At 54.5% G+C, this 19,574-nt stretch carries 16 protein-coding genes and 1 riboswitch; of the genes, 9 read left to right on the top strand and 7 right to left on the bottom strand.

The window, feature by feature from the left end:
• Positions 1 to 53: 53 nt before the first annotated feature.
• Positions 54 to 572 carry a G/U mismatch-specific DNA glycosylase gene (gene mug, locus WH277_RS27735; RefSeq protein ID WP_133843884.1) on the top strand — a complete coding sequence of 173 codons (519 nt, stop codon included), beginning with the start codon at positions 54 to 56 and terminating at the stop codon, positions 570 to 572.
• Between the two features lie 67 nt (positions 573 to 639).
• On the opposite strand, the gene rpoD is transcribed toward mug, so the two are convergent.
• The 3 genes from rpoD to rpsU form a co-directional block, all read right to left on the bottom strand.
• Positions 640 to 2,481, bottom strand: coding sequence for an RNA polymerase sigma factor RpoD (gene rpoD / locus WH277_RS27730; protein ID WP_133843882.1), 1,842 nt, complete (start codon positions 2,479 to 2,481; stop codon positions 640 to 642).
• A 312-nt stretch (positions 2,482 to 2,793) separates the two neighbouring features.
• Positions 2,794 to 4,539, bottom strand: coding sequence for a DNA primase (gene dnaG / locus WH277_RS27725; RefSeq protein WP_133843880.1), 1,746 nt, complete (start codon positions 4,537 to 4,539; stop codon positions 2,794 to 2,796).
• A 440-nt stretch (positions 4,540 to 4,979) separates the two neighbouring features.
• Complete coding sequence (rpsU, locus tag WH277_RS27720) at positions 4,980 to 5,195, bottom strand: 30S ribosomal protein S21 (protein WP_001144069.1); 216 nt, start codon at positions 5,193 to 5,195, stop codon at positions 4,980 to 4,982.
• A 303-nt stretch (positions 5,196 to 5,498) separates the two neighbouring features.
• On the opposite strand from rpsU, the gene tsaD reads away from it, so the two are divergent.
• On the top strand, positions 5,499 to 6,521 hold the full coding sequence (gene tsaD / locus WH277_RS27715; protein ID WP_339507456.1) for a tRNA (adenosine(37)-N6)-threonylcarbamoyltransferase complex transferase subunit TsaD: 1,023 nt from the start codon (positions 5,499 to 5,501) through the stop codon (positions 6,519 to 6,521).
• Positions 6,522 to 6,604: 83 nt separating this feature from the next.
• Here tsaD and plsY read toward each other — a convergent pair whose 3' ends face one another.
• Entirely contained in the window at positions 6,605 to 7,207 is a 603-nt protein-coding gene (gene plsY, locus WH277_RS27710) for a glycerol-3-phosphate 1-O-acyltransferase PlsY (RefSeq protein WP_159337350.1), read from the bottom strand.
• Positions 7,208 to 7,314: 107 nt separating this feature from the next.
• Here plsY and folB point away from each other — a divergent pair, with 107 nt between their 5' ends.
• The gene (folB, locus tag WH277_RS27705) at positions 7,315 to 7,674 is read left to right on the top strand and encodes a bifunctional dihydroneopterin aldolase/7,8-dihydroneopterin epimerase (protein ID WP_133843874.1); all 360 of its coding nucleotides are present in this window, start codon (positions 7,315 to 7,317) and stop codon (positions 7,672 to 7,674) included.
• A 143-nt stretch (positions 7,675 to 7,817) separates the two neighbouring features.
• Complete coding sequence (bacA, locus tag WH277_RS27700) at positions 7,818 to 8,639, top strand: undecaprenyl-diphosphate phosphatase (RefSeq protein WP_133843872.1); 822 nt, start codon at positions 7,818 to 7,820, stop codon at positions 8,637 to 8,639.
• Between the two features lie 43 nt (positions 8,640 to 8,682).
• Here the strand turns inward: bacA and WH277_RS27695 are convergent, their stop codons facing one another.
• Together WH277_RS27695 and WH277_RS27690 are read right to left on the bottom strand one after the other, a co-directional pair.
• Positions 8,683 to 9,903 (bottom strand): multifunctional CCA addition/repair protein, encoded by a 1,221-nt coding sequence (locus WH277_RS27695; RefSeq protein ID WP_339507455.1) that lies wholly within the window; start codon positions 9,901 to 9,903, stop codon positions 8,683 to 8,685.
• A 140-nt stretch (positions 9,904 to 10,043) separates the two neighbouring features.
• Complete coding sequence (locus WH277_RS27690) at positions 10,044 to 10,664, bottom strand: TIGR04211 family SH3 domain-containing protein (RefSeq protein ID WP_133843867.1); 621 nt, start codon at positions 10,662 to 10,664, stop codon at positions 10,044 to 10,046.
• 255 nt (positions 10,665 to 10,919) lie between these two features.
• On the opposite strand from WH277_RS27690, the gene WH277_RS27685 reads away from it, so the two are divergent.
• The 3 genes from WH277_RS27685 (at position 10,920) to hldE (ending at position 16,670) form a co-directional block, all read left to right on the top strand.
• Positions 10,920 to 12,224, top strand: a complete 1,305-nt coding sequence (locus tag WH277_RS27685) for a CYTH domain-containing protein (protein ID WP_133843865.1) — start codon at positions 10,920 to 10,922, stop codon at positions 12,222 to 12,224.
• Between the two features lie 86 nt (positions 12,225 to 12,310).
• Positions 12,311 to 15,145 carry a bifunctional [glutamate--ammonia ligase]-adenylyl-L-tyrosine phosphorylase/[glutamate--ammonia-ligase] adenylyltransferase gene (gene glnE / locus WH277_RS27680; RefSeq protein WP_339507454.1) on the top strand — a complete coding sequence of 945 codons (2,835 nt, stop codon included), beginning with the start codon at positions 12,311 to 12,313 and terminating at the stop codon, positions 15,143 to 15,145.
• Between the two features lie 88 nt (positions 15,146 to 15,233).
• Entirely contained in the window at positions 15,234 to 16,670 is a 1,437-nt protein-coding gene (hldE, locus tag WH277_RS27675; protein ID WP_159337352.1) for a bifunctional D-glycero-beta-D-manno-heptose-7-phosphate kinase/D-glycero-beta-D-manno-heptose 1-phosphate adenylyltransferase HldE, read from the top strand.
• Between the two features lie 47 nt (positions 16,671 to 16,717).
• On the opposite strand, the gene ubiK is transcribed toward hldE, so the two are convergent.
• Positions 16,718 to 17,005: a ubiquinone biosynthesis accessory factor UbiK gene (gene ubiK, locus WH277_RS27670; RefSeq protein WP_133843859.1), complete on the bottom strand. Its 288-nt coding sequence runs from the start codon at positions 17,003 to 17,005 to the stop codon at positions 16,718 to 16,720.
• A 147-nt stretch (positions 17,006 to 17,152) separates the two neighbouring features.
• A riboswitch (FMN riboswitch) is annotated at positions 17,153 to 17,302 on the top strand.
• A gap of 109 nt (positions 17,303 to 17,411) precedes the next feature.
• Between ubiK and ribB the strand changes: the two genes are divergently transcribed.
• Complete coding sequence (ribB, locus tag WH277_RS27665) at positions 17,412 to 18,068, top strand: 3,4-dihydroxy-2-butanone-4-phosphate synthase (protein WP_133843857.1); 657 nt, start codon at positions 17,412 to 17,414, stop codon at positions 18,066 to 18,068.
• A gap of 590 nt (positions 18,069 to 18,658) precedes the next feature.
• The gene (gene ygiD / locus WH277_RS27660; RefSeq protein WP_339507453.1) at positions 18,659 to 19,444 is read left to right on the top strand and encodes a 4,5-DOPA dioxygenase extradiol; all 786 of its coding nucleotides are present in this window, start codon (positions 18,659 to 18,661) and stop codon (positions 19,442 to 19,444) included.
• Positions 19,445 to 19,574 lie beyond the last annotated feature (130 nt).

Below are 19,574 nucleotides of genomic sequence, written 5' to 3'. Positions count from 1 at the left end.
CTGTGTGGGCTTCCGCGTTTGCGGAGGCCTGTTTTATAAGGAGGAATCTCACCATGGAAGCACACGGCATTAGCGATATTATTCAGCCCGGCCTGCGGGTGCTGTTTTGTGGCATCAATCCGGGCAAGTCATCCGCGCATACTGGCTATCATTTTGCTCATCCGGGTAACCGCTTCTGGAAAACCCTTTTTCAGGCCCGATTCACCTGGACGCAGCTTCGTCCTGAGCAGGAACAGCAACTGCTGGAAACGCGCTGTGGCATCACCATGCTGGTTGAACGGCCCACCGTGCTGGCCAGTGAGCTGGCAGGCAGTGAGTTACGGAGTGGCGGGCAGGCGCTGGTGGACAAGGTTGAACGCTTTCAGCCCGCGGCGCTGGCGGTACTGGGCAAGCAGGCTTATCAGCAGGCGTTTCGTCACAGTAAGGTGGAGTGGGGCCGCCAGCCGCTGATGCTGGGTGAGACGGAGGTCTGGGTGTTACCCAACCCCAGTGGGCTGAATCGCGCTTCACAGGAAGAGATGACCGCGGCTTATGCGGAGCTGGACAGGGCATTGAAATTACGCGGCTTGTAGAGCGGTCTGGATAACAGGTAAAAAAAATGGCCCCTCAGAGAGGAGCCATCTTTGAGCACCGCGTCGATTAATCGTCGAGGAAGCTGCGCAGTACTTCAGAACGGCTTGGATGACGCAGCTTACGCAGCGCTTTCGCTTCAATCTGACGGATACGTTCACGTGTCACGTCAAACTGTTTGCCCACTTCTTCCAGCGTGTGGTCGGTATTCATATCGATACCAAAACGCATACGCAGTACTTTCGCTTCACGCGCGGTCAGACCGGCCAACACGTCATGGGTGGCAGAACGCAGGCTCTCTGAGGTGGCAGAGTCCAGCGGCAGCTCCAGCGTGGTATCTTCGATAAAATCACCCAGATGGGAATCTTCATCATCACCAATCGGCGTCTCCATGGAGATCGGCTCTTTAGCAATTTTCAGCACCTTACGGATTTTATCTTCTGGCATCAGCATACGCTCGGCCAGTTCTTCCGGCGTAGGTTCACGGCCCATCTCTTGCAGCATCTGGCGCGAAATACGGTTGAGTTTGTTAATGGTCTCAATCATATGCACCGGAATACGGATGGTACGTGCCTGGTCCGCGATAGAACGGGTGATCGCCTGACGGATCCACCAGGTGGCATAAGTCGAGAACTTATAACCACGACGGTATTCAAACTTATCTACCGCTTTCATCAGACCGATGTTGCCTTCCTGAATCAGATCCAGGAACTGCAGACCACGGTTGGTGTACTTCTTGGCGATAGAGATAACCAGACGCAAGTTCGCTTCAACCATCTCTTTCTTCGCACGGCGCGCTTTCGCTTCACCGATGGACATACGACGGTTGATGTCTTTAACCTGTTCAATCGTCAGGCCCGTTTCTGCTTCAATCTGTTGCAGTTTCGTCAGGCTGCGATGCACATCATCGGATACATCATTCAGTTTCTCTGACCACGGTTTGTTCATCGCCAGTGCGGCTTTGAACCAGGTTTCGCTGGTTTCATTGCCGGTGAACAGGGTGATGAAGTTCTTCTTCGGCATTTTACAGATTTCAACACACAGCTTCAGGATGAGGCGTTCCTGGGTACGAACGCGGTCCATCATAGTACGCATGCTGTTCACCAGGAAGTCGAATTGCTTCGGCACCAGGCGGAACTGTTTAAATACGTCAGACAGATTCTGAATTTCAGCGATAGCATCAGCGTGGCTGCGGCTTTTGGCCTTAATTACGGTACGGGTGGTTTCGTACTGTACGCGCAGATCGTTGAATTTCTCACGCGCCAGTTCCGGGTCGATGCTGTTGTCATCGTCGGCGCTGTCATCGTCAGACTCTTCATCTTCTTCTTCTTCCTCACGCTCTTCAGCGGAGAGTTCAGAACCCACGTGGGTAGCGGTTGGCGCGATTTCTGCTTCGGCATTCGGGTCGACAAAGCCGGTGATCAGATCGGACAAGCGTGCTTCGCCCGCTTCAACGCGGTCATACTGTTCAAGCAAATAAGTGATGGCTTCAGGGTATTCAGCAACGGAACACTGAACCTGGTTGATACCGTCTTCGATGCGTTTTGCTATGTCGATCTCGCCTTCACGCGTCAGCAGTTCAACCGTACCCATTTCACGCATGTACATGCGCACCGGGTCAGTGGTTCGTCCGATTTCAGATTCAACGCTGGAGAGCACTTGAGCAGCGGCTTCAGCAGCATCTTCGTCCGTATCGTTGTTGTTCTCATTCAGCATCAGATCATCGGCATCAGGCGCTTCTTCCACAACCTGGATGCCCATGTCGTTGATCATCTGGATGATGTCTTCGATCTGATCGGAGTCGACGATATCTTCCGGCAGATGGTCATTGACCTCGGCATAGGTCAGATAGCCTTGCTCCTTACCACGGGTGACAAGTAGCTTTAGCTGTGACTGCGGGTTTTGCTCCATAAGACGGTATCCACACTTCTGTTAAATTAGATTGGTGTCGGGTCGGCTAACGTGCCAACAATAACAGTGAGGGCGTTGAGATTATTGCCGCTGCCCGTCATGGCGGCTGTCAGGATCTACCTGACGGATATTCGGCACTTAAGCCGCTTTGATCTTTGTCGAGGCTATCTCACTTGCCATTTTGAACCCCGGCTGTGCTCGCAGTCCTCACGTACTTCAGTACGCTCCGGGTGCTGCGTGCAGACGGTGTCCAAACTGACTGCGCCGATAACGCCTCTAAATTCTGTGTAATAAGGTCAAAACCTTATTCATTTACTGTTTCTTCAGTGCCTGGCTCAATGTCCAGAACTCGCGGCGCTCTTCTGCGTTGAGTACGTGCGTGCGGTCGCGGGCAATAAGTTCTTCCAGCCTGCGTTCCAGCGCATCGTCGTACATACTCGCCAGCGCGTCCTTAAACATGGTGTCCACTTCATCATCTACGATCATGTGGTTCCAGGTTGCCAGGGTTTCAAGGCTCTGGCTAAATTTTGTTCCGCGATATAACTCTAGTAGCTGTCCGGTCGTCAAGCCAGGTTGCGCTACGCAAGTGCTCACTAACTCCACGAATAGCGGGAAACCTGGTATTTCTGACTGCTCAAGCCCATCCAGCGAGGGCACCATGATGGCCAGCTGTGGATTCTGTATCAACAGCCCAATAAGTATACGCATGGTTGTGCGTTTTAGCTGGGGCTGGGGTACAGGCTTCGCATTTTCCGCCTGCTTCGGCAGCAGCTTCTCCAACTGGCTGTCGTCAAGGATACCCAGTTTATTACCCAGTTCCTGACGCAGGTAGATACGCAATGTTTCACCGGGCACCTGGCTAATCAGCGGCAGCGCCAGCGTACTCAGCTGAGCGCGCCCATCAGGGGAACGCAAATCCACCTGCGGCATCAACGTATCAAACAGAAACGACGAGAGTGGCATAGCCTGCTCCATCCGCGTTTCAAATGCTTCTTTGCCCTCTTTACGCACCAGCGTATCCGGGTCTTCGCCGTCAGGCAGGAACATAAAGCGTAGCTGACGACCGTCATTCATGTAAGGTAAAGCCGTTTCCAGCGCACGCCATGCTGCTTCACGGCCTGCTCTGTCGCCGTCATAGCAGCAAATTACCGTGTCGGTTGACCGGAATAGTAGCTGAATATGCTCTGCGGTGGTCGATGTGCCGAGTGAGGCCACGGCATAATCAACGCCAAACTGTGCCAGCGCCACCACATCCATATAGCCTTCAACGACCAGTAATTTGGACGGCTCCGGATGGTTTTTTAGCGCTTCAAACAGGCCGTAAAGTTGGCGACCTTTGTGGAAAATATCGGTTTCCGGTGAGTTGAGGTATTTCGGCATGCCGTCGCCTAATACGCGACCGCCGAAACCAATGACTCGCCCACGTTTATCGTGGATTGGAAACATCACCCGCTCACGGAAGCGATCGTAGCTGCGGCCCTGGTCATTGGTGACCAGCATGCCCGCATCGATCAACGACTGTTTATCGTCAGGATTACGGCCAAAACGTTTTAACGCGTTATCCCAGCCTGCCGGGGCGAAACCGATGGAAAAGTGCTTAATGACATCATCGCTCAGGCCGCGCTGTGCCAGATAGTCACGTGCGCCTGCCGATGCATTTTGTGTCAGTGACTGTCGATAGAAGTCGCTCAGACCGGTCATTAACTGATAAAGACTTTGACGCTGATGACGCTCAAGCTGGGTTGGACCACTGCCGCTTTCATACGGTACTTCCAGTCCATATAAGGTCGCCAGTTCTTCAATGCTTTCAACGAATTCCAGACGATCATAGTTCATCAGGAAGTCGACAGCGTTGCCATGCGCACCACAGCCGAAACAGTGATAAAACTGCTTTTCGCCGTTAACGGTGAAAGAGGGCGTTTTCTCATTATGAAAAGGACAGCATGCGTGGTAATTCTTGCCCTGCTTTTTCAGCTTCACCCGGGCATCGATGAGATCCACGATATCCGTGCGAGCGAGCAAGTCATTGATAAATACACGCGGTATGCGTCCAGCCATAAATCCCCTTCATCTTTCCGCTTCTGGCGGTGTTGGCTGCCATCGTTCACCCTGGTCACTTACTGATGTAAGCTCCCGGAGATTCACTCCGTTGCCGCCTTGCCAGGAAACAGAAAGCTATTGGGGATTACCCTTCATCTTTCCGCTTCTGGCGGTGTTGGCTGCCATCGTTCACCCCGGTCACTTACTGATGTAAGCTCCCGGAGATTCACTCCGTTGCCGCCTTGCCAGAAACAGAAAATCATCGGAAATAAATACTTCCGCGTCTTTAGGTGTCTGGCTGTATTGGCGTTTAGGAATCAAAACAGAGCGTTACCGGGGTAACTCTGGCGCTTTCTATTTATGGTTCATAAACGACAACAAGCCGCGCATTCCTTCCGGAAGCACGGCCTGATAACTACTAACTAGTCTGTGAAGCATGAGGGCGAACCCTCAGGATATTAGTACAGACGAGTGCGGCGTGCGTTTTCGCGAGCCAGTTTCTTCGCGTGGCGTTTTACTGCAGACGCTTTAGCGCGCTTACGTTCGGTAGTAGGTTTTTCATAAAACTCACGACGACGAACTTCAGCCAGAACGCCTGCTTTCTCACAAGAACGCTTGAAGCGACGCAGTGCAACGTCGAATGGCTCGTTTTCACGTACTTTAATTACCGGCATGTAACTCTCACCTCGATAAATTCGGTTTTGCTGCTGACATCGGTGCCAGCTCATTTCAAAATGGTGCGGAATTTTACTCCAACACAGGCTTAGTTGTAAAGCACCATAGCATTAAGTAACCAACAGATAGGCCTGTGCGGCTGCCGGTTTTTTTCAGGGGACTGATTATACACGAAACCCACCTCCCTGGTGGGAAAAAAAACACCTTATTGTACAAGGTGTAACCGACTAACCGGGAAATTTGCCGCCCGCAAAAGCGCCTTCATGCTACACTGCGCGCCGCAAGAATGAGGTGAAAAATCCATGCGTGTTCTCGGAATTGAAACATCCTGCGATGAAACCGGCATTGCCATTTATGACGATGCGGCCGGTTTGCTCGCCAATCAACTTTACAGCCAGGTCAAACTCCACGCCGACTACGGTGGCGTGGTACCGGAACTGGCTTCGCGCGATCACGTGCGTAAAACCGTGCCGCTGATACAGGCGGCGCTGAAGGAAGCCGGGCTTCAGGCGCAGGATATCGATGCGGTGGCGTATACCGCAGGTCCTGGGCTGGTAGGGGCACTGCTGGTCGGCGCGACCATTGGCCGCTCGCTGGCGTTTGCATGGGATGTCCCGGCGATTGCCGTGCACCACATGGAAGGGCATCTGCTGGCACCGATGCTGGAAGATAATCCACCGGACTTCCCGTTTGTGGCGCTGCTGGTTTCTGGCGGCCATACGCAGTTGATTAGCGTCACCGGCATTGGTGAATATACCCTGCTGGGTGAATCAGTGGATGATGCTGCCGGTGAAGCCTTCGATAAAACCGCTAAACTGCTGGGGCTGGACTATCCTGGCGGGCCGATGCTGTCAAAAATGGCGCAACAGGGTGTGGAAAAGCGTTTTGTCTTCCCGCGTCCAATGACCGATCGCCCAGGGCTGGATTTTAGTTTTTCCGGCCTGAAAACCTTCGCGGCTAATACCATTCGCGACAATGACGACAATGACGACAGTGAGCAGACCCGCGCTGACATAGCACGTGCTTTTGAGGATGCCGTGGTCGATACGCTGGCGATAAAATGCCGCCGGGCGCTCGATCAAAGTGGATTCAAGCGGCTGGTGATTGCCGGGGGCGTCAGCGCGAACCGCACGCTGCGCAGTAAGCTGGCGGAGATGATGGAGAAGCGGGGCGGTGAGGTGTTCTACGCTCGTCCGGAATTCTGTACCGACAACGGCGCGATGATCGCTTATGCTGGGATGGTGCGGATGAAAGGTGACAAACACGCCGATCTCAGTGTCACCGTGCGTCCGCGCTGGCCGCTGGCGGAACTGCCTGCATTATGATTGGGGTCAGGCGCGCCTGACCCCAGGATAAATGTTCTCATCAGGTTCAGGTATGCCTGAACCCGACATCAATGCACGATGCCCTACGGTTTCTTCTTTTTCTTTTTCCAAATCTTATTTTCCTGCCCGCGCCACAGGCGCTGAATATTGTCGTGATGACGTAACAGGATCAGGCAGGAAAGCATGGCGACGGGAAAAGTAAACTGCGGTTTAAACCACCAGACGTAGAACGGGGCAATCAGTGCGCTGATAATCGCACCCAGCGAAGAGTATCCGCTTAACAGCACGGTCAGCAGCCAGGTTCCCGTCATTAAACCCGTGAGATCCCAGCCGATTGGGGCGATAGCACCAAATGCGGTGGCCACGCCTTTGCCGCCTTTGAAATGAAAGAAGACCGGGTAAATATGGCCGAGGCAGGCAGCAATCGCGGTCAGACCAAGATAAAGCGGCGTCACGCCCAGGTGATAAGCCAGCCATACCGGCAGCATCCCTTTGCATACATCAAACACCAGCACCGTAGCGGCGGCACCTTTACCACCGAGGCGCAGCACGTTAGTGGCACCTGGGTTGCCCGAGCCATTGTGGCGCGGGTCCGGCAATCTGAACAGTCGACAGACCAAAATCGCGCTGGAGATGGAGCCACACAGATACGCGAAAATGATCATGCCAAGCGCGAATACACTCATAACACCGTTCCGTCTTGTGGGGGTCGTTTTAAAGTCAGCATCCGTGGATAATACGCATAAACCGCCGGGGATGGTATCCGGCAACCACAAAAACAGAGAGCCGTATCATGGATATCGTATTTATTGATCAACTGTCCGTTATCACCACCATTGGCGTTTACGACTGGGAACAAACGATTCAGCAGAAGCTGGTGTTCGATGTCGAAATGGCATGGGACAACCGTAAAGCGGCTGCCAGTGATGATGTTAACGATTGTCTGAGCTATGCCGATGTATCTGAAGCGATTATTAACCACGTCAGCCAGGGTAAATTTGCGTTGGTAGAGCGTGTAGCAGAAGAGATTGCATCACTGCTGCTGGCTCGATTCGCCTCGCCGTGGGTCAAAATCAAAGTCAGTAAACCGGGTGCTGTCGCTCAGGCGCGCCAGGTGGGCGTGGTCATCGAACGCGGGACTAATCCTAAATAAATCCGTTTTCATTGCCATCACGATGAAACCAAACCACATTATGCTCTGTCTTAAGGTTGCCCTAATGCAGTTGGGGCACATTGGGCGGAAGCGTAAAGCGACCGCCATTTTTCATGGTTTAACCAGGGTTAGGGGTAGATTTGATGGCAGATATTCATCAGCTATGGGTGGCAGCAATACTTGGGATTGTAGAGGGGCTGACGGAGTTTCTCCCCGTATCTTCTACCGGGCATATGATCATTGTCGGTCATTTACTGGGGTTTGAAGGCGAAAAAGCGGAGACCTTTGAAGTTGTGATTCAGCTCGGCTCGATTCTGGCCGTCGTAGTGATGTTCTGGCGTCGTTTGTTCGGCCTGATTGGCATTCACTTTGGTGAAGTCAAACATGAGGGCACAGGCCAGGGTAAGCTGACTCTGATTCATATCCTGCTGGGTATGGTGCCCGCCGTGGTGATTGGGCTGTTACTGCATGATAAAATCAAAACGTTGTTTAACCCGGTCAACGTGATGTATGCGTTGGTGGTGGGTGGCGTGCTGTTGATTGCGGCTGAATTGCTGAAGCCAAAACAGCCGAAAGCGGTGGGTGTGGATGACATTACTTATCGTCAGGCGTTTATTATTGGCTGCTTCCAGTGTCTGGCGCTGTGGCCGGGCTTTTCACGTTCCGGAGCCACCATTTCGGGCGGGATGCTGATGGGCGTAAGCCGTTATGCTGCGTCTGAGTTCTCGTTTCTCCTCGCAGTGCCGATGATGATTGGCGCGACCGGTCTGGATCTCTACAAGAGCATGGGCTTCCTGACGATGGCTGACTTCCCGATGTTTGCCGTCGGTTTTGTCACCGCCTTTATCGTGGCGTTGATCGCGATTAAGAGCTTCCTGCACATCATTAAACGTATTTCGTTTATCCCGTTCGCTATCTATCGCTTTATCGTGGCAGCCGCGGTTTACGCGGTATTTGTCCTGTAACGTGCATTGGGTCAGGCTTGCCTGACCCTTACGTTTGGCAATATTAAGCGGTTTTCCAGTTTTCCAGTGCCGCTATCCGGCGGCGCGTCAGTTCTTCCCGCACCTCCGCGCCTTTGAAACCGGCCGCGACAACGTCTTTTGTCGACACGCTCAACGCGACCTTCCACGCCTCACGCAGATAATCTCCCTGCGAGTACGGATTATTTTCGAATCCGGTGCGCCCACGGGCATCGGCTTCGCTGGTCAGTGCGATTTGCTCCACGCGATGGGGTTTGCGCCAGGCATCCAGTCGGTCAAACAACGCCACCAGCGTGGTTGCTGACTGGTTCTGGACGGTATGCACCAGGTCGTGAAATTCGGTCACCAGCAGTGCCAGATCGCGCAGGGCATTCGGAATACGTAAGCGTTCACACAGGGCCGCGACCAGCGGTACGCCTGCCGGACCATGTCCGTGATGGCTTGGCCACTTTTCTGGCGGCGTCAGGGCTTTGCCCACATCGTGGAATAACGTGGCGAAACGGATATCAACCTCCGGGCTGAGCTGGGCTGCCATCGCCAGCGTCATCAGCGTATGCACGCCGGTGTCGATCTCGGGGTGCCATTTTGCCGGGGCGGGAACGCCGTACAGGTTGTCCAGCTCCGGAAACAGCACCGCCAGTGCCCCGCAGTCACGCAGTACCTGGAAAAAGACCTGCGGGTTGCGTGTTTGTAAGGCCGCTTCAGTCTCTTTCCAGACGCGCTCTGGCGTGAGGTGAGAGAGTTCGCCGCTCTCTGCCATCGATTGCATCAGGGCGAGGGTTTCACTGGCAATGTGGAAGTTAAGATGGGCGTAACGGGCGGCAAAACGCGCTACGCGTAGCACACGCAGTGGATCTTCATTGAAGGCTTCAGAGACGTGGCGAAGCAGACGGTTTTCAAGATCGTCACGCCCGCCGTAGGGATCATAGTAGTGGCCGTCGGCGTCCTGTGCGATGGCATTGATGGTCAGATCGCGCCGTGCCAGATCCTGCTCAAGTGTGACATCCGGCGCGGAATAGCAGACAAATCCGGTATAACCGCTGCCGGATTTACGTTCGGTGCGGGCCAGCGCATACTCTTCATGGCTTGAAGGGTGCAAAAACACCGGGAAGTCTCGGCCTACCTGCTCAAAGCCCAGCTCCAGCATCTGCTGAGGAGAGGCACCTACCACCACCCAGTCTTTGTCTTTCACCGGCAAATTCAACAGTCCATCGCGCACGGCGCCGCCGACAAGGTATGTTTTCACTGCGGGTCTCCACAAGGCTGATAATCAGAATTAACTGAGTATTAATCGTCAGACTATAACATCCATGTTGCGTAAATGATAAATCGCAGACATGGCAAAAAGGGCATCCGCAGATACCCTTAACGCAAACAAATGCAGGATTAGTTCATCCAGCGATCGCTTTTTTTCCGGCGTGGGATCATATGAGGAAGTAGCAGGCCCAGCACCAGGCCAACGCCAGCGACACCGCCACCATACATAAACCACTGCATAATGATGGTGCGCTGCTTGTCATCCAGTTGCACATTGGCCGCATCGACTTTTTTCTTCGCGACGACCAACTGGTTTTTTAACTGCTGATTCTCTTCTTTCAGGCTGTTGATCGCGTCATCGCTGCCAGCGACCTTTTTTTGCATATCGGCGGTGCGGTTATTCCAGCTACTGTCGATGTTCGCCAGTTTAGCGGTGAGCATTTTCACCTGTTCTTCCAACTGCGGGACGCGGGTACGCAGGCTGGGCTGTTGGCTAAGCTGGGCCAGCGGGATCCAGGTGGTACGGCCCTGGCTGTCACGGATTTGGCCATAGTTGCTGCTATCATTCGACTGCAGCAGGGCAACTTCTTCGCCTGCGTTTAACGTGCCGATCAGACGGTAATCATTACCGGGGCCACTGCGAACCCAGGTGGACAGCTCGTCGGAGATGTAGCGTTTTTCTTCGGCATGAACGGTTGCCGCAGCACTCAACGTGAGCAATGTCAGGCCGATGAGGTGAGTTATTTTCATTCGAACTCTTTCTAAATAAGGGCTGTAAAAAGGTAATCGCACAGTCTGGAGCGGCCTCACAGAAAGCTGAATGAGAACTATCCTGGTCTCAAGCAGCCTGAGAGGTTGTGCGCGAAAACGTAATAAACCAGAGACAGTGCTGTCTCTTGTGCATTACTCTTCATAGGCAAAAGGAACGATCGCCCGCCTGGCAATGCGAGCATAATCAGACACCTTAACCGTTTACTCTGCCGTTAACGACGTAAATAAGACATTATGACCATCGAAATCGAATTAAAGTTCATTGCCGCACCAGAAGCGGCTGCAAAAATCGCCAGCAAACTCACCGCCTGGCCTCATCAGTACACTGCCGGTCAGACGTTGACGAATATCTACTTCGAAACCCCTGACAACCAGCTGCGCCGTTGGGATATGGGGCTGCGTATTCGCGGCTTCGGTGACCGCTATGAAATGACGCTGAAAACCGCCGGTCAGACGATTGGTGGGCTGCACCAGCGCCCGGAATATAATGTGGCACTGGCTAAGCCCGAGCTGGATATTCAGCAACTGCCTGCCGATGTCTGGCCTGCAGGAACCGATATCACAGCCTTACAACCGCAGCTCAAGGCGCTGTTTAGCACGCATTTTGTGCGTGAAAAGTGGGTGGTTACTTACCTACAAAGCGAGATAGAGGTGGCCTATGACTGCGGTGAGATCACGGCAGATGACCGCTGTGAACCCTTGATGGAAGTCGAGCTGGAGCTGAAAAGCGGTCAGCGCGATGACCTGCTGGCCTTTGCCGCTGAACTGGCAACGATTGACGGTCTGCGTCTGGGGAGCCTGAGTAAAGCGGCGCGAGGTTATTCGTTGGCTCAGGGCGACCTGCCGCGTGCGCTGCGTCCGGTTCCCCTGCTAAAAGTGAAGCCAAAAGCGACCGTGGAAGAGGGAATGCGTGCATCATTTCTGCTGGCATTAAGCCAGTGGCAATATCACGAGGAGCTGTGGCTGCGCGGCAGTTCGGGTGCGTTGCATGAAGTGAAAGATGCGCTTGAAGTGCTGCGTCAGACGTTTTCTCTTTACGGTGCGCTGGTGCCACGCAAAGCCAGCAGCGAACTGCGTCAGAAGCTGACGTTGCTGGAAGAGGCGTTGCAGGATGATCAGCCTGACGCGCAAAAATGTTGCTTCAGTCCCCTCTGGCTGGAAACTCAGTTAGCGCTTACTCACTGGATTGCCACTGAGCGCTGGCGCCAGTTCGTCGATCAAAAGTCGGATGCCAAACTACAAGGTTCGTTCAAACGCTTCAGCGACATCATGCTGGGCCGCATTGCAGCCGATCTGAAAGAGACATTCGACCACCTGAATCATTCGGGTGAATATCAGGACAAACTGACGCGTTTGCATCGCCAGATTCTGGCGGTTCATCTGCTGGCGGGCGCCTATGATGCCACCATCGTCAATGCCTGGTTACAAAGCTGGAAGCAGCTGCGTGAAGCGATTGTGGGGCAGCAGGATGTCTGGCTGGATGCCCATCGTCAGCAGGCGCTGAAACAGTCGGCGTTCTGGAAAAACGGCAGTCTGTAACCCGTTTCGGGGTCTTTCAATGCAATCCCCCTCATAATGCGAGCTGCAGCTCGAAGTATGAGGGGGATATAGGGAGTGTTTATTGTATGGTGCCATCACCAGGTCAACCTCTGCCGCTGCTCATGCAGCAACAGTGTGCATTGCTAAGCCCGCTGTTTAGCGAGGCTTCTGCGCAGCAGCAGGCAGTATTGGTATTTAGCGATTTTATCAGCGATAACCTGGCAAAATACCCTGAAGGGTGGCAGCAGCTTCAGCACTCCCCGCCGCACCCGGATGAATGGCATCATTATGCTGACTGGCTGCAAGCAAAGCTGGAGACGGTGCATGATGAGAATGCGCTGATGCGCGAACTCCGCCTGTTCCGTCGTCATATGCTGACGCGCATTGCCTGGATGCAGACGCTGGCCACCAGTGATACACAACAATCTTTACGTCAACTGAGCGAACTGGCGGAAGCCCTGATTGTGGCTGCCCGCGACTGGTTATGGCACGCCTGCTGCCGTGATTTTGGCACCCCAATGAACGCTGCCGGAGAACCCCAGCCGCTGTTGATCCTCGGCATGGGGAAACTGGGCGGCGGCGAACTGAATTTCTCCTCTGATATCGATCTGATTTTCACCTGGCCGGAAAACGGCACCACGCAGGGGGGCCGCCGTGAACTGGACAATGCTCAGTTCTTTACCCGGCTGGGTCAGCGGCTGATCAAGGTGCTGGATCAGCCCACGGCCGATGGTTTTGTTTATCGCGTTGATATGCGTCTGCGCCCGTTTGGCGACAGCGGGCCATTAGTGCTGAGTTTTGCGGCGCTGGAAGATTATTACCAGGAGCAGGGACGCGACTGGGAACGCTATGCAATGGTTAAAGCGCGCCTGATGGGCGGTGGGAATGACCGCTGGAGTGAGGAACTGCGCCAGATGCTGCGGCCGTTTGTGTTTCGCCGCTACATCGACTTCAGTGTGATCCAGTCACTGCGTAATATGAAAAGCATGATCGCCCGCGAAGTCCGGCGACGCGGGCTGACGGATAACATTAAGCTCGGTGCGGGCGGTATTCGCGAAACGGAATTTATCGTACAGGTGTTCCAGCTGATCCGTGGCGGGCGTGAGCGTTCACTTCAGCTACGTTCCCTGTTGCCAACGCTGGACGCGATTGGTCAGTTGAATCTGTTACCGGCAGAGCAGGTGGAGCAGTTACAGGAGGCCTATCTGTTCCTGCGGCGGCTGGAAAACCTGCTGCAAAGTATCAACGATGAACAGACACAGACGCTACCGGGCAGCGAGCTGGATCGCGCGCGTCTCGCCTGGGCGATGGGGTTTGCCGACTGGGCTGCATTACACCTTGAGCTGGATCGCCATATGCTGGCGGTACGGACCATTTTTAACGATCTGATTGGTGACGATGCGCCTGAAAACGGTGAGAACCGTGAAGCGGGTGAATATGGCGTATTGTGGCAGGACCAGCTGGAAGAGGCGGAGCTGGAACCGCTGGTCCCCCATCTCGACAGCGATGCACGCCAGCAATTGCTACGCACGATTACCGATTTCCGCCAGGACGTCGATAAACGTACGATTGGCCCGCGTGGCCGTCAGGCGCTGGATCAGCTGATGCCGCGACTGTTGAGTGAGGTTGTGCCACGTGATGATGCCCCGGTCACGCTGAGCCGCCTTACGCCATTGCTGCTGGGCGTGGTGACGCGTAGCACCTATCTGGAGCTGCTCACTGAATTCCATGGTGCGCTGAAGCACTTAATTCGCTTGTGTGCTGCTTCCCCGATGGTTGCCAGCCAGCTGGCCCGGCATCCGCTATTGCTGGATGAACTGCTCGACCCTGCCACGTTGTATCAGCCCACGGCAACAGATGCCTATCGTGATGAACTGCGACAATATCTGCTGCGTATCCCGGAAGAAGATGAAGAGCAGCAGCTGGAAGCGCTGCGTCAGTTTAAACAAGCACAGCATCTGCGTATTGCTGCCGCAGATATTGCCAAAACCTTGCCGGTGATGAAAGTGAGCGATCATCTGACCTGGCTGGCGGAAGCGATGATTGAGACCGTGGTTCAGCAGGCGTGGAACATGATGGTACAGCGTTACGGCCGGCCTTCCCATCTGACCACCGACAGCGAGCGCGGCTTTGCGGTTGTGGGCTACGGCAAACTGGGGGGCTGGGAGTTGGGTTACAGTTCTGACCTCGATCTGGTGTTCCTGCATGACTGTCCGTCAGAAGCGGTGACACTGGGTGAGCGTAGTATTGACGGAAGGCAGTTTTATCTGCGCCTGGCACAACGTGTGATGCATCTGTTTAGCACCCGTACTTCCTCCGGTATTCTCTACGAAGTGGATGCCCGCCTGCGCCCGTCAGGGGCGGCGGGGATGCTGGTCAGCACCTTCGATGCCTTTGATGACTATCAGCGCAATGAAGCCTGGACCTGGGAGCATCAGGCGTTGGTGCGCGCGCGCATCGTGTTTGGTGACGCCGCCCTGAGCCAGCGTTTCGACCAGATCCGCCGTGGCATTCTCTCGATACCCCGAGAGGCCGACGCGCTGAAAACAGAAGTGCGCGAAATGCGTGAGAAAATGCGCGCCCATCTGGGTCACAAGCACAAAGGGCGTTGGGATATCAAAGCCGATGAAGGCGGGATTACCGATATTGAATTTATTACGCAATACCTGGTGCTGCGTTATGCCGCCCAGGAGCCCATGCTGACCCGCTGGTCCGATAACGTGCGCATTCTGGCGTTGCTGGCGAACAGCGGCAAAATGGAGCAGGAAGAGGCGGAAGCACTGACGCATGCTTATGTCACGCTGCGCGATGCCTTGCACCATCTGGCGTTGCAGGAGCTGCCTGGCCTGGTAGAGGATACGGCCTGGTCAGGTGAAAGATCGGTGGTCAATGCCAGTTGGCGGGCATGGTTGGGCGCCTGATTTCACGTGCAGATGCGATGATTTGCCATTAAGACAATTGTGATATCATCGCGCGCACTCATTTTTACTGCAGTCTGGAGTCTCTGGAATGAAAATTACACTACCCGATTTTACGCGTGCGGGTGTGCTGGTGGTTGGCGATGTGATGCTGGATCGCTACTGGCACGGCCCAACCAGCCGCATTTCACCTGAGGCTCCGGTGCCAGTGGTGAAAGTGGATCATGTGGAGGAGCGCCCTGGTGGTGCGGCCAACGTAGCGATGAATATTGCCGCGCTGGGTGCTGCTTCACGACTGGTTGGATTGACCGGTGTTGATGATGCCGCGCGTGCCCTCAGCGCGTCCCTGGCTGGCGTGAATGTCCAGTGTGATTTTGTCTCTGTGCCTACTCATCCGACTATTACTAAACTGCGCGTGTTGTCTCGCAATCAGCAGCTCATCCGTCTGGATTTCGAAGAGGGATTTGAAGGCATTGATCCTGAGCCGATGCATCAGCGTATTGAGCAGGCGCTGCCAACAATTGGCGCGTTAGTGCTGTCTGATTATGCGAAAGGCGCACTGGCCACCGTGGAAACGATGATTGCCCTGGCGCGTAAAGCGGGGGTTCCGGTATTGGTGGATCCGAAAGGTACCGATTTCGGCCGCTACCACGGTGCAACGCTGCTGACGCCAAACCTCTCCGAATTTGAAGCGGTGGTGGGCAAGTGTAAATCGGAAGAAGAAATTGTGGAACGCGGTACTGCTCTGATGCAGCAGCACGCGCTGTCTGCGTTGCTGGTGACCCGTTCAGAGCACGGTATGACCCTGCTTCAGCCGGGCAAAGCGCCATTCCATATGCCGACCCTGGCGCAGGAAGTGTTCGATGTCACCGGTGCGGGTGATACGGTGATTGGCGTGCTGGCGGCGGCGCTGGCGGCGGGTAACTCGTTGGAAGAGAGCTGCTTCCTGGCCAATGCGGCCGCGGGCGTGGTGGTGGGTAAACTCGGTACCTCAACGGTTTCTCCGGTAGAGCTGGAAAATGCGATCCGCGCGCGCCCGGAATCGGGTTTTGGTGTGATGGATGAAGCTCAGTTGATTGCCGAAGTGACGAAAGCCCGTCAGCGCGGTGAAAAAGTGGTGATGACCAACGGCGTATTCGACATTCTGCACGCCGGGCATGTTTCCTACCTGGCCAATGCCCGTAAGCTGGGTGACCGCCTGATTGTGGCGGTAAACAGCGATGCCTCGACCCGACGTCTGAAAGGGGAAACCCGCCCGGTGAACCCGCTGATTAACCGTATGATCGTGCTGGGTGCGCTGGAAGCTGTAGATTGGGTGATTGGGTTTGAAGAAGATACGCCGCAGCGTGTGATCGCTGAGATCCTTCCCGATCTGTTGGTGAAAGGCGGCGACTATAAGCCAGAAGACATTGCTGGCAGTAAAGAGGTATGGGCCAACGGCGGTGACGTGCGAGTGCTCAACTTCGAAGACGGTATTTCCACCAGTAATATCATTAAAACGATTATTTCTGGTACCGGAAGAAGCTAGCCTTCAACGGCTGCCCGGGGAGGGCAGCCGTATCACTAAAGCGTGGCCTATTCTGCCGCTTTTGGCTCGCTAACGACCGGTACGGGGGCAGGGGAAACGCGGCTTTCCAGCTCTGTCAGGCGCTGTTCCAGCGCAGCCAGCTTCTCGCGGGTACGCAGCAGTACCTGAGTCTGTACATCAAACTCTTCGCGGTTAACCACATCCAGACGGGTCAGCTGTGCCTGTAATGTCTGACGGATTTTCTTCTCCACATCATCACCAAACTCACGGATGCCTTTCGGCATAGACTCATGGACCTGACGGGCCAGTTGTTCAATTTTTTTTGGGTCAAGCATAGCGGTTTCCTGATAACAGCGAATTTTATCCTAGTGTAATCCCAGATGCGTTCGGTATAAACCTGAAAACACCATAGCGAAAAAATGGATATCAATTTGCCCATTTTGTTCGTTGATCTGTCACTTTTTCAGCGCTATGATGATTTTGCTTATTCTCAGGGCGGGGCGAAATTCCCCACCGGCGGTAAATCAGCTTTTGCTGAAAGCCCGCGAGCGCTTCAGGGTCATTCCTGAAGGACAGCAGATCCGGTGTAATTCCGGGGCCGACGGTTAGAGTCCGGATGGGAGAGAGTAACGATTCTTGACGGGCTTTTGCTCGCCTCGCGTTATTTTTTTGTCACCGCATGACACTCCTAAGCACGCCCTGGTTCTGGTAACCCATACATTTATTTAAGGTTTATTTACCATGAATCAGTCGCTACTTTCTGAATTTGGCACGCCTGAACAGCGTGTAACCCGTGCCATCGAAGCACTGCGCGAAGGCCGCGGTGTGATGGTTTTAGACGATGAAGATCGTGAAAATGAAGGTGATATGATCTTCGCCGCTGAAACCATGACCGTTGAGCAGATGGCACTGACCATTCGCCACGGCAGCGGCATTGTCTGCCTTTGTCTGACGGAAGAACGTCTGGAACAGCTGGACCTGCCAATGATGGTGCAGAACAACACCAGCTCTTACGGCACCGGTTTTACCGTGACGATTGAAGCGGCACAGGGTGTGACCACCGGTGTTTCCGCCTCTGACCGCCTGACCACCATCCGCACCGCCATTGCTGACAATGCAAAGCCAGAAGACCTTAATCGTCCTGGCCACGTGTTCCCGCTGCGTGGACGTTCAGGTGGTGTTCTGACCCGCGGTGGCCATACTGAAGCTACTATCGACCTGGTCACGCTGGCAGGTTTCAAGCCAGCCGGTGTTCTGTGTGAACTGACCAACGATGATGGCTCTATGGCGCACGCGCCGGAAGCGGTAGTGTTTGCTAAACAACACAACATGCCAGTTGTGACGATCGAAGATCTGGTGGCGTATCGTCGTAGTCACGAGACGCGTCAGGCCAGCTAAATTCCCCGTCATACTTCAAGCGATGGGTGCGTTGGCTCTCCTCGCGCGCCCCGGTCACATACTGATGTATGCTCCCGGGGACTTGCTGCGTTGCCGCCTGCCCATAGCTTGAATTATTTAGGGGAGTTCCCCGTCATACTTCAAGCGATGGGTGCGTTGGCTCTCCTCGCGCGCCCCGGTCACATACTGATGTATGCTCCCGGGGACTTGCTGCGTTGCCGCCTGCCCATAGCTTGAATTATTTAGGGGAGTTCCCCGTCATACTTCAAGCGATGGGTGCGTTGGCTCTCCTCGCGCGCCCCGGTCACATACTGATGTATGCTCCCGGGGACTTGCTGCGTTGCCGCCTACCCATAGCTTGAATTATTTAGGGGAATTCCTCGTCATACTTCAAGTGGTGGGCGCATTGGCTCTCCTGTAGCTTGAATTATGCAAAGGAATTCCCTCGCCATACTTCAATCTGCATTCTTTCCTTCCGCTATTTCCCCTTCAAATTTTCTGAATATCTTCGTCAGGGTTATCCAGGTTCATCCGTGGAAAAAAGGGCGTAATGTGACTTCCATTGAATACCACTTTCTGGGAATCACACCATGAGCCACACACGTATGCCTGCACTTTTCCTCGGTCACGGCAGTCCGATGAACGTACTGGAAGAAAATATCTGGACCGAGACCTGGCGTGAGCTGGGGAAAAACCTGCCACGTCCAAAAGCAATCATTGCCGTTTCTGCCCACTGGTACACGCGCGGCACGGCGGTGACGGCGATGGAAAAACCACGCACAATTCATGATTTTGGCGGCTTCCCGCAGGCGTTGTTTGATACACGGTATCCGGCTCCTGGATCGCCGGAGCTGGCCCGCCAGATAGCGGAAACACTGGCCCCGGTGGCAGTCGATCTGGATCAGGAGTGGGGATTCGATCACGGTTCCTGGGGCGTATTAATCAAAATGTACCCGGATGCGGACATTCCCGTGGTGCAACTCAGCGTGGATGGGACGAAACCTGCCGCATACCATTTTGAATTAGGCCGTAAACTGGCAGCGCTGCGCGATCAGGGCATCATGATTGTTGCCAGTGGAAACGTGGTACACAACCTGCGTATGGTGCGCTGGCAGGGCGAAGCAGAAGCCTATCCGTGGGCAGAATCTTTTAACCAGTACGTGCGCGATAATCTGAGCTGGGAAGGCGAAGATGAGCAGCATCCACTGGTGAACTTTATGCAGCACGAGGGGGCGGCGCTGTCGAACCCGACACCAGAACATTACCTGCCGTTGTTGTATGTGCTCGGCGCACGTGCTGAGGGCGAAGCGATATCTGTCCCGGTGGATGGGATTGTGATGGGGTCATTAAGCATGCTGTCGGTGCAGGTGGGGTAGCAGAGGCCGGGCATGCCCGGCCACTACGTGACCATTTTGCACAAGCATATGTAGGGGCGAGGCATACCAGACCACGGCGTGCAATTTTGCACAAGCATATGTAGGGGCGAGGCATACCAGACCACGGCGT

This window comes from Erwinia sp. MYb416 (assembly GCF_037479575.1).
Taxonomy (GTDB): Bacteria; Pseudomonadota; Gammaproteobacteria; order Enterobacterales; family Enterobacteriaceae; genus Erwinia; species Erwinia rhapontici.
The sequence above is the reverse complement of the archived record's forward strand: the minus strand, read 5'-3'. Positions and strand labels throughout refer to the sequence as shown.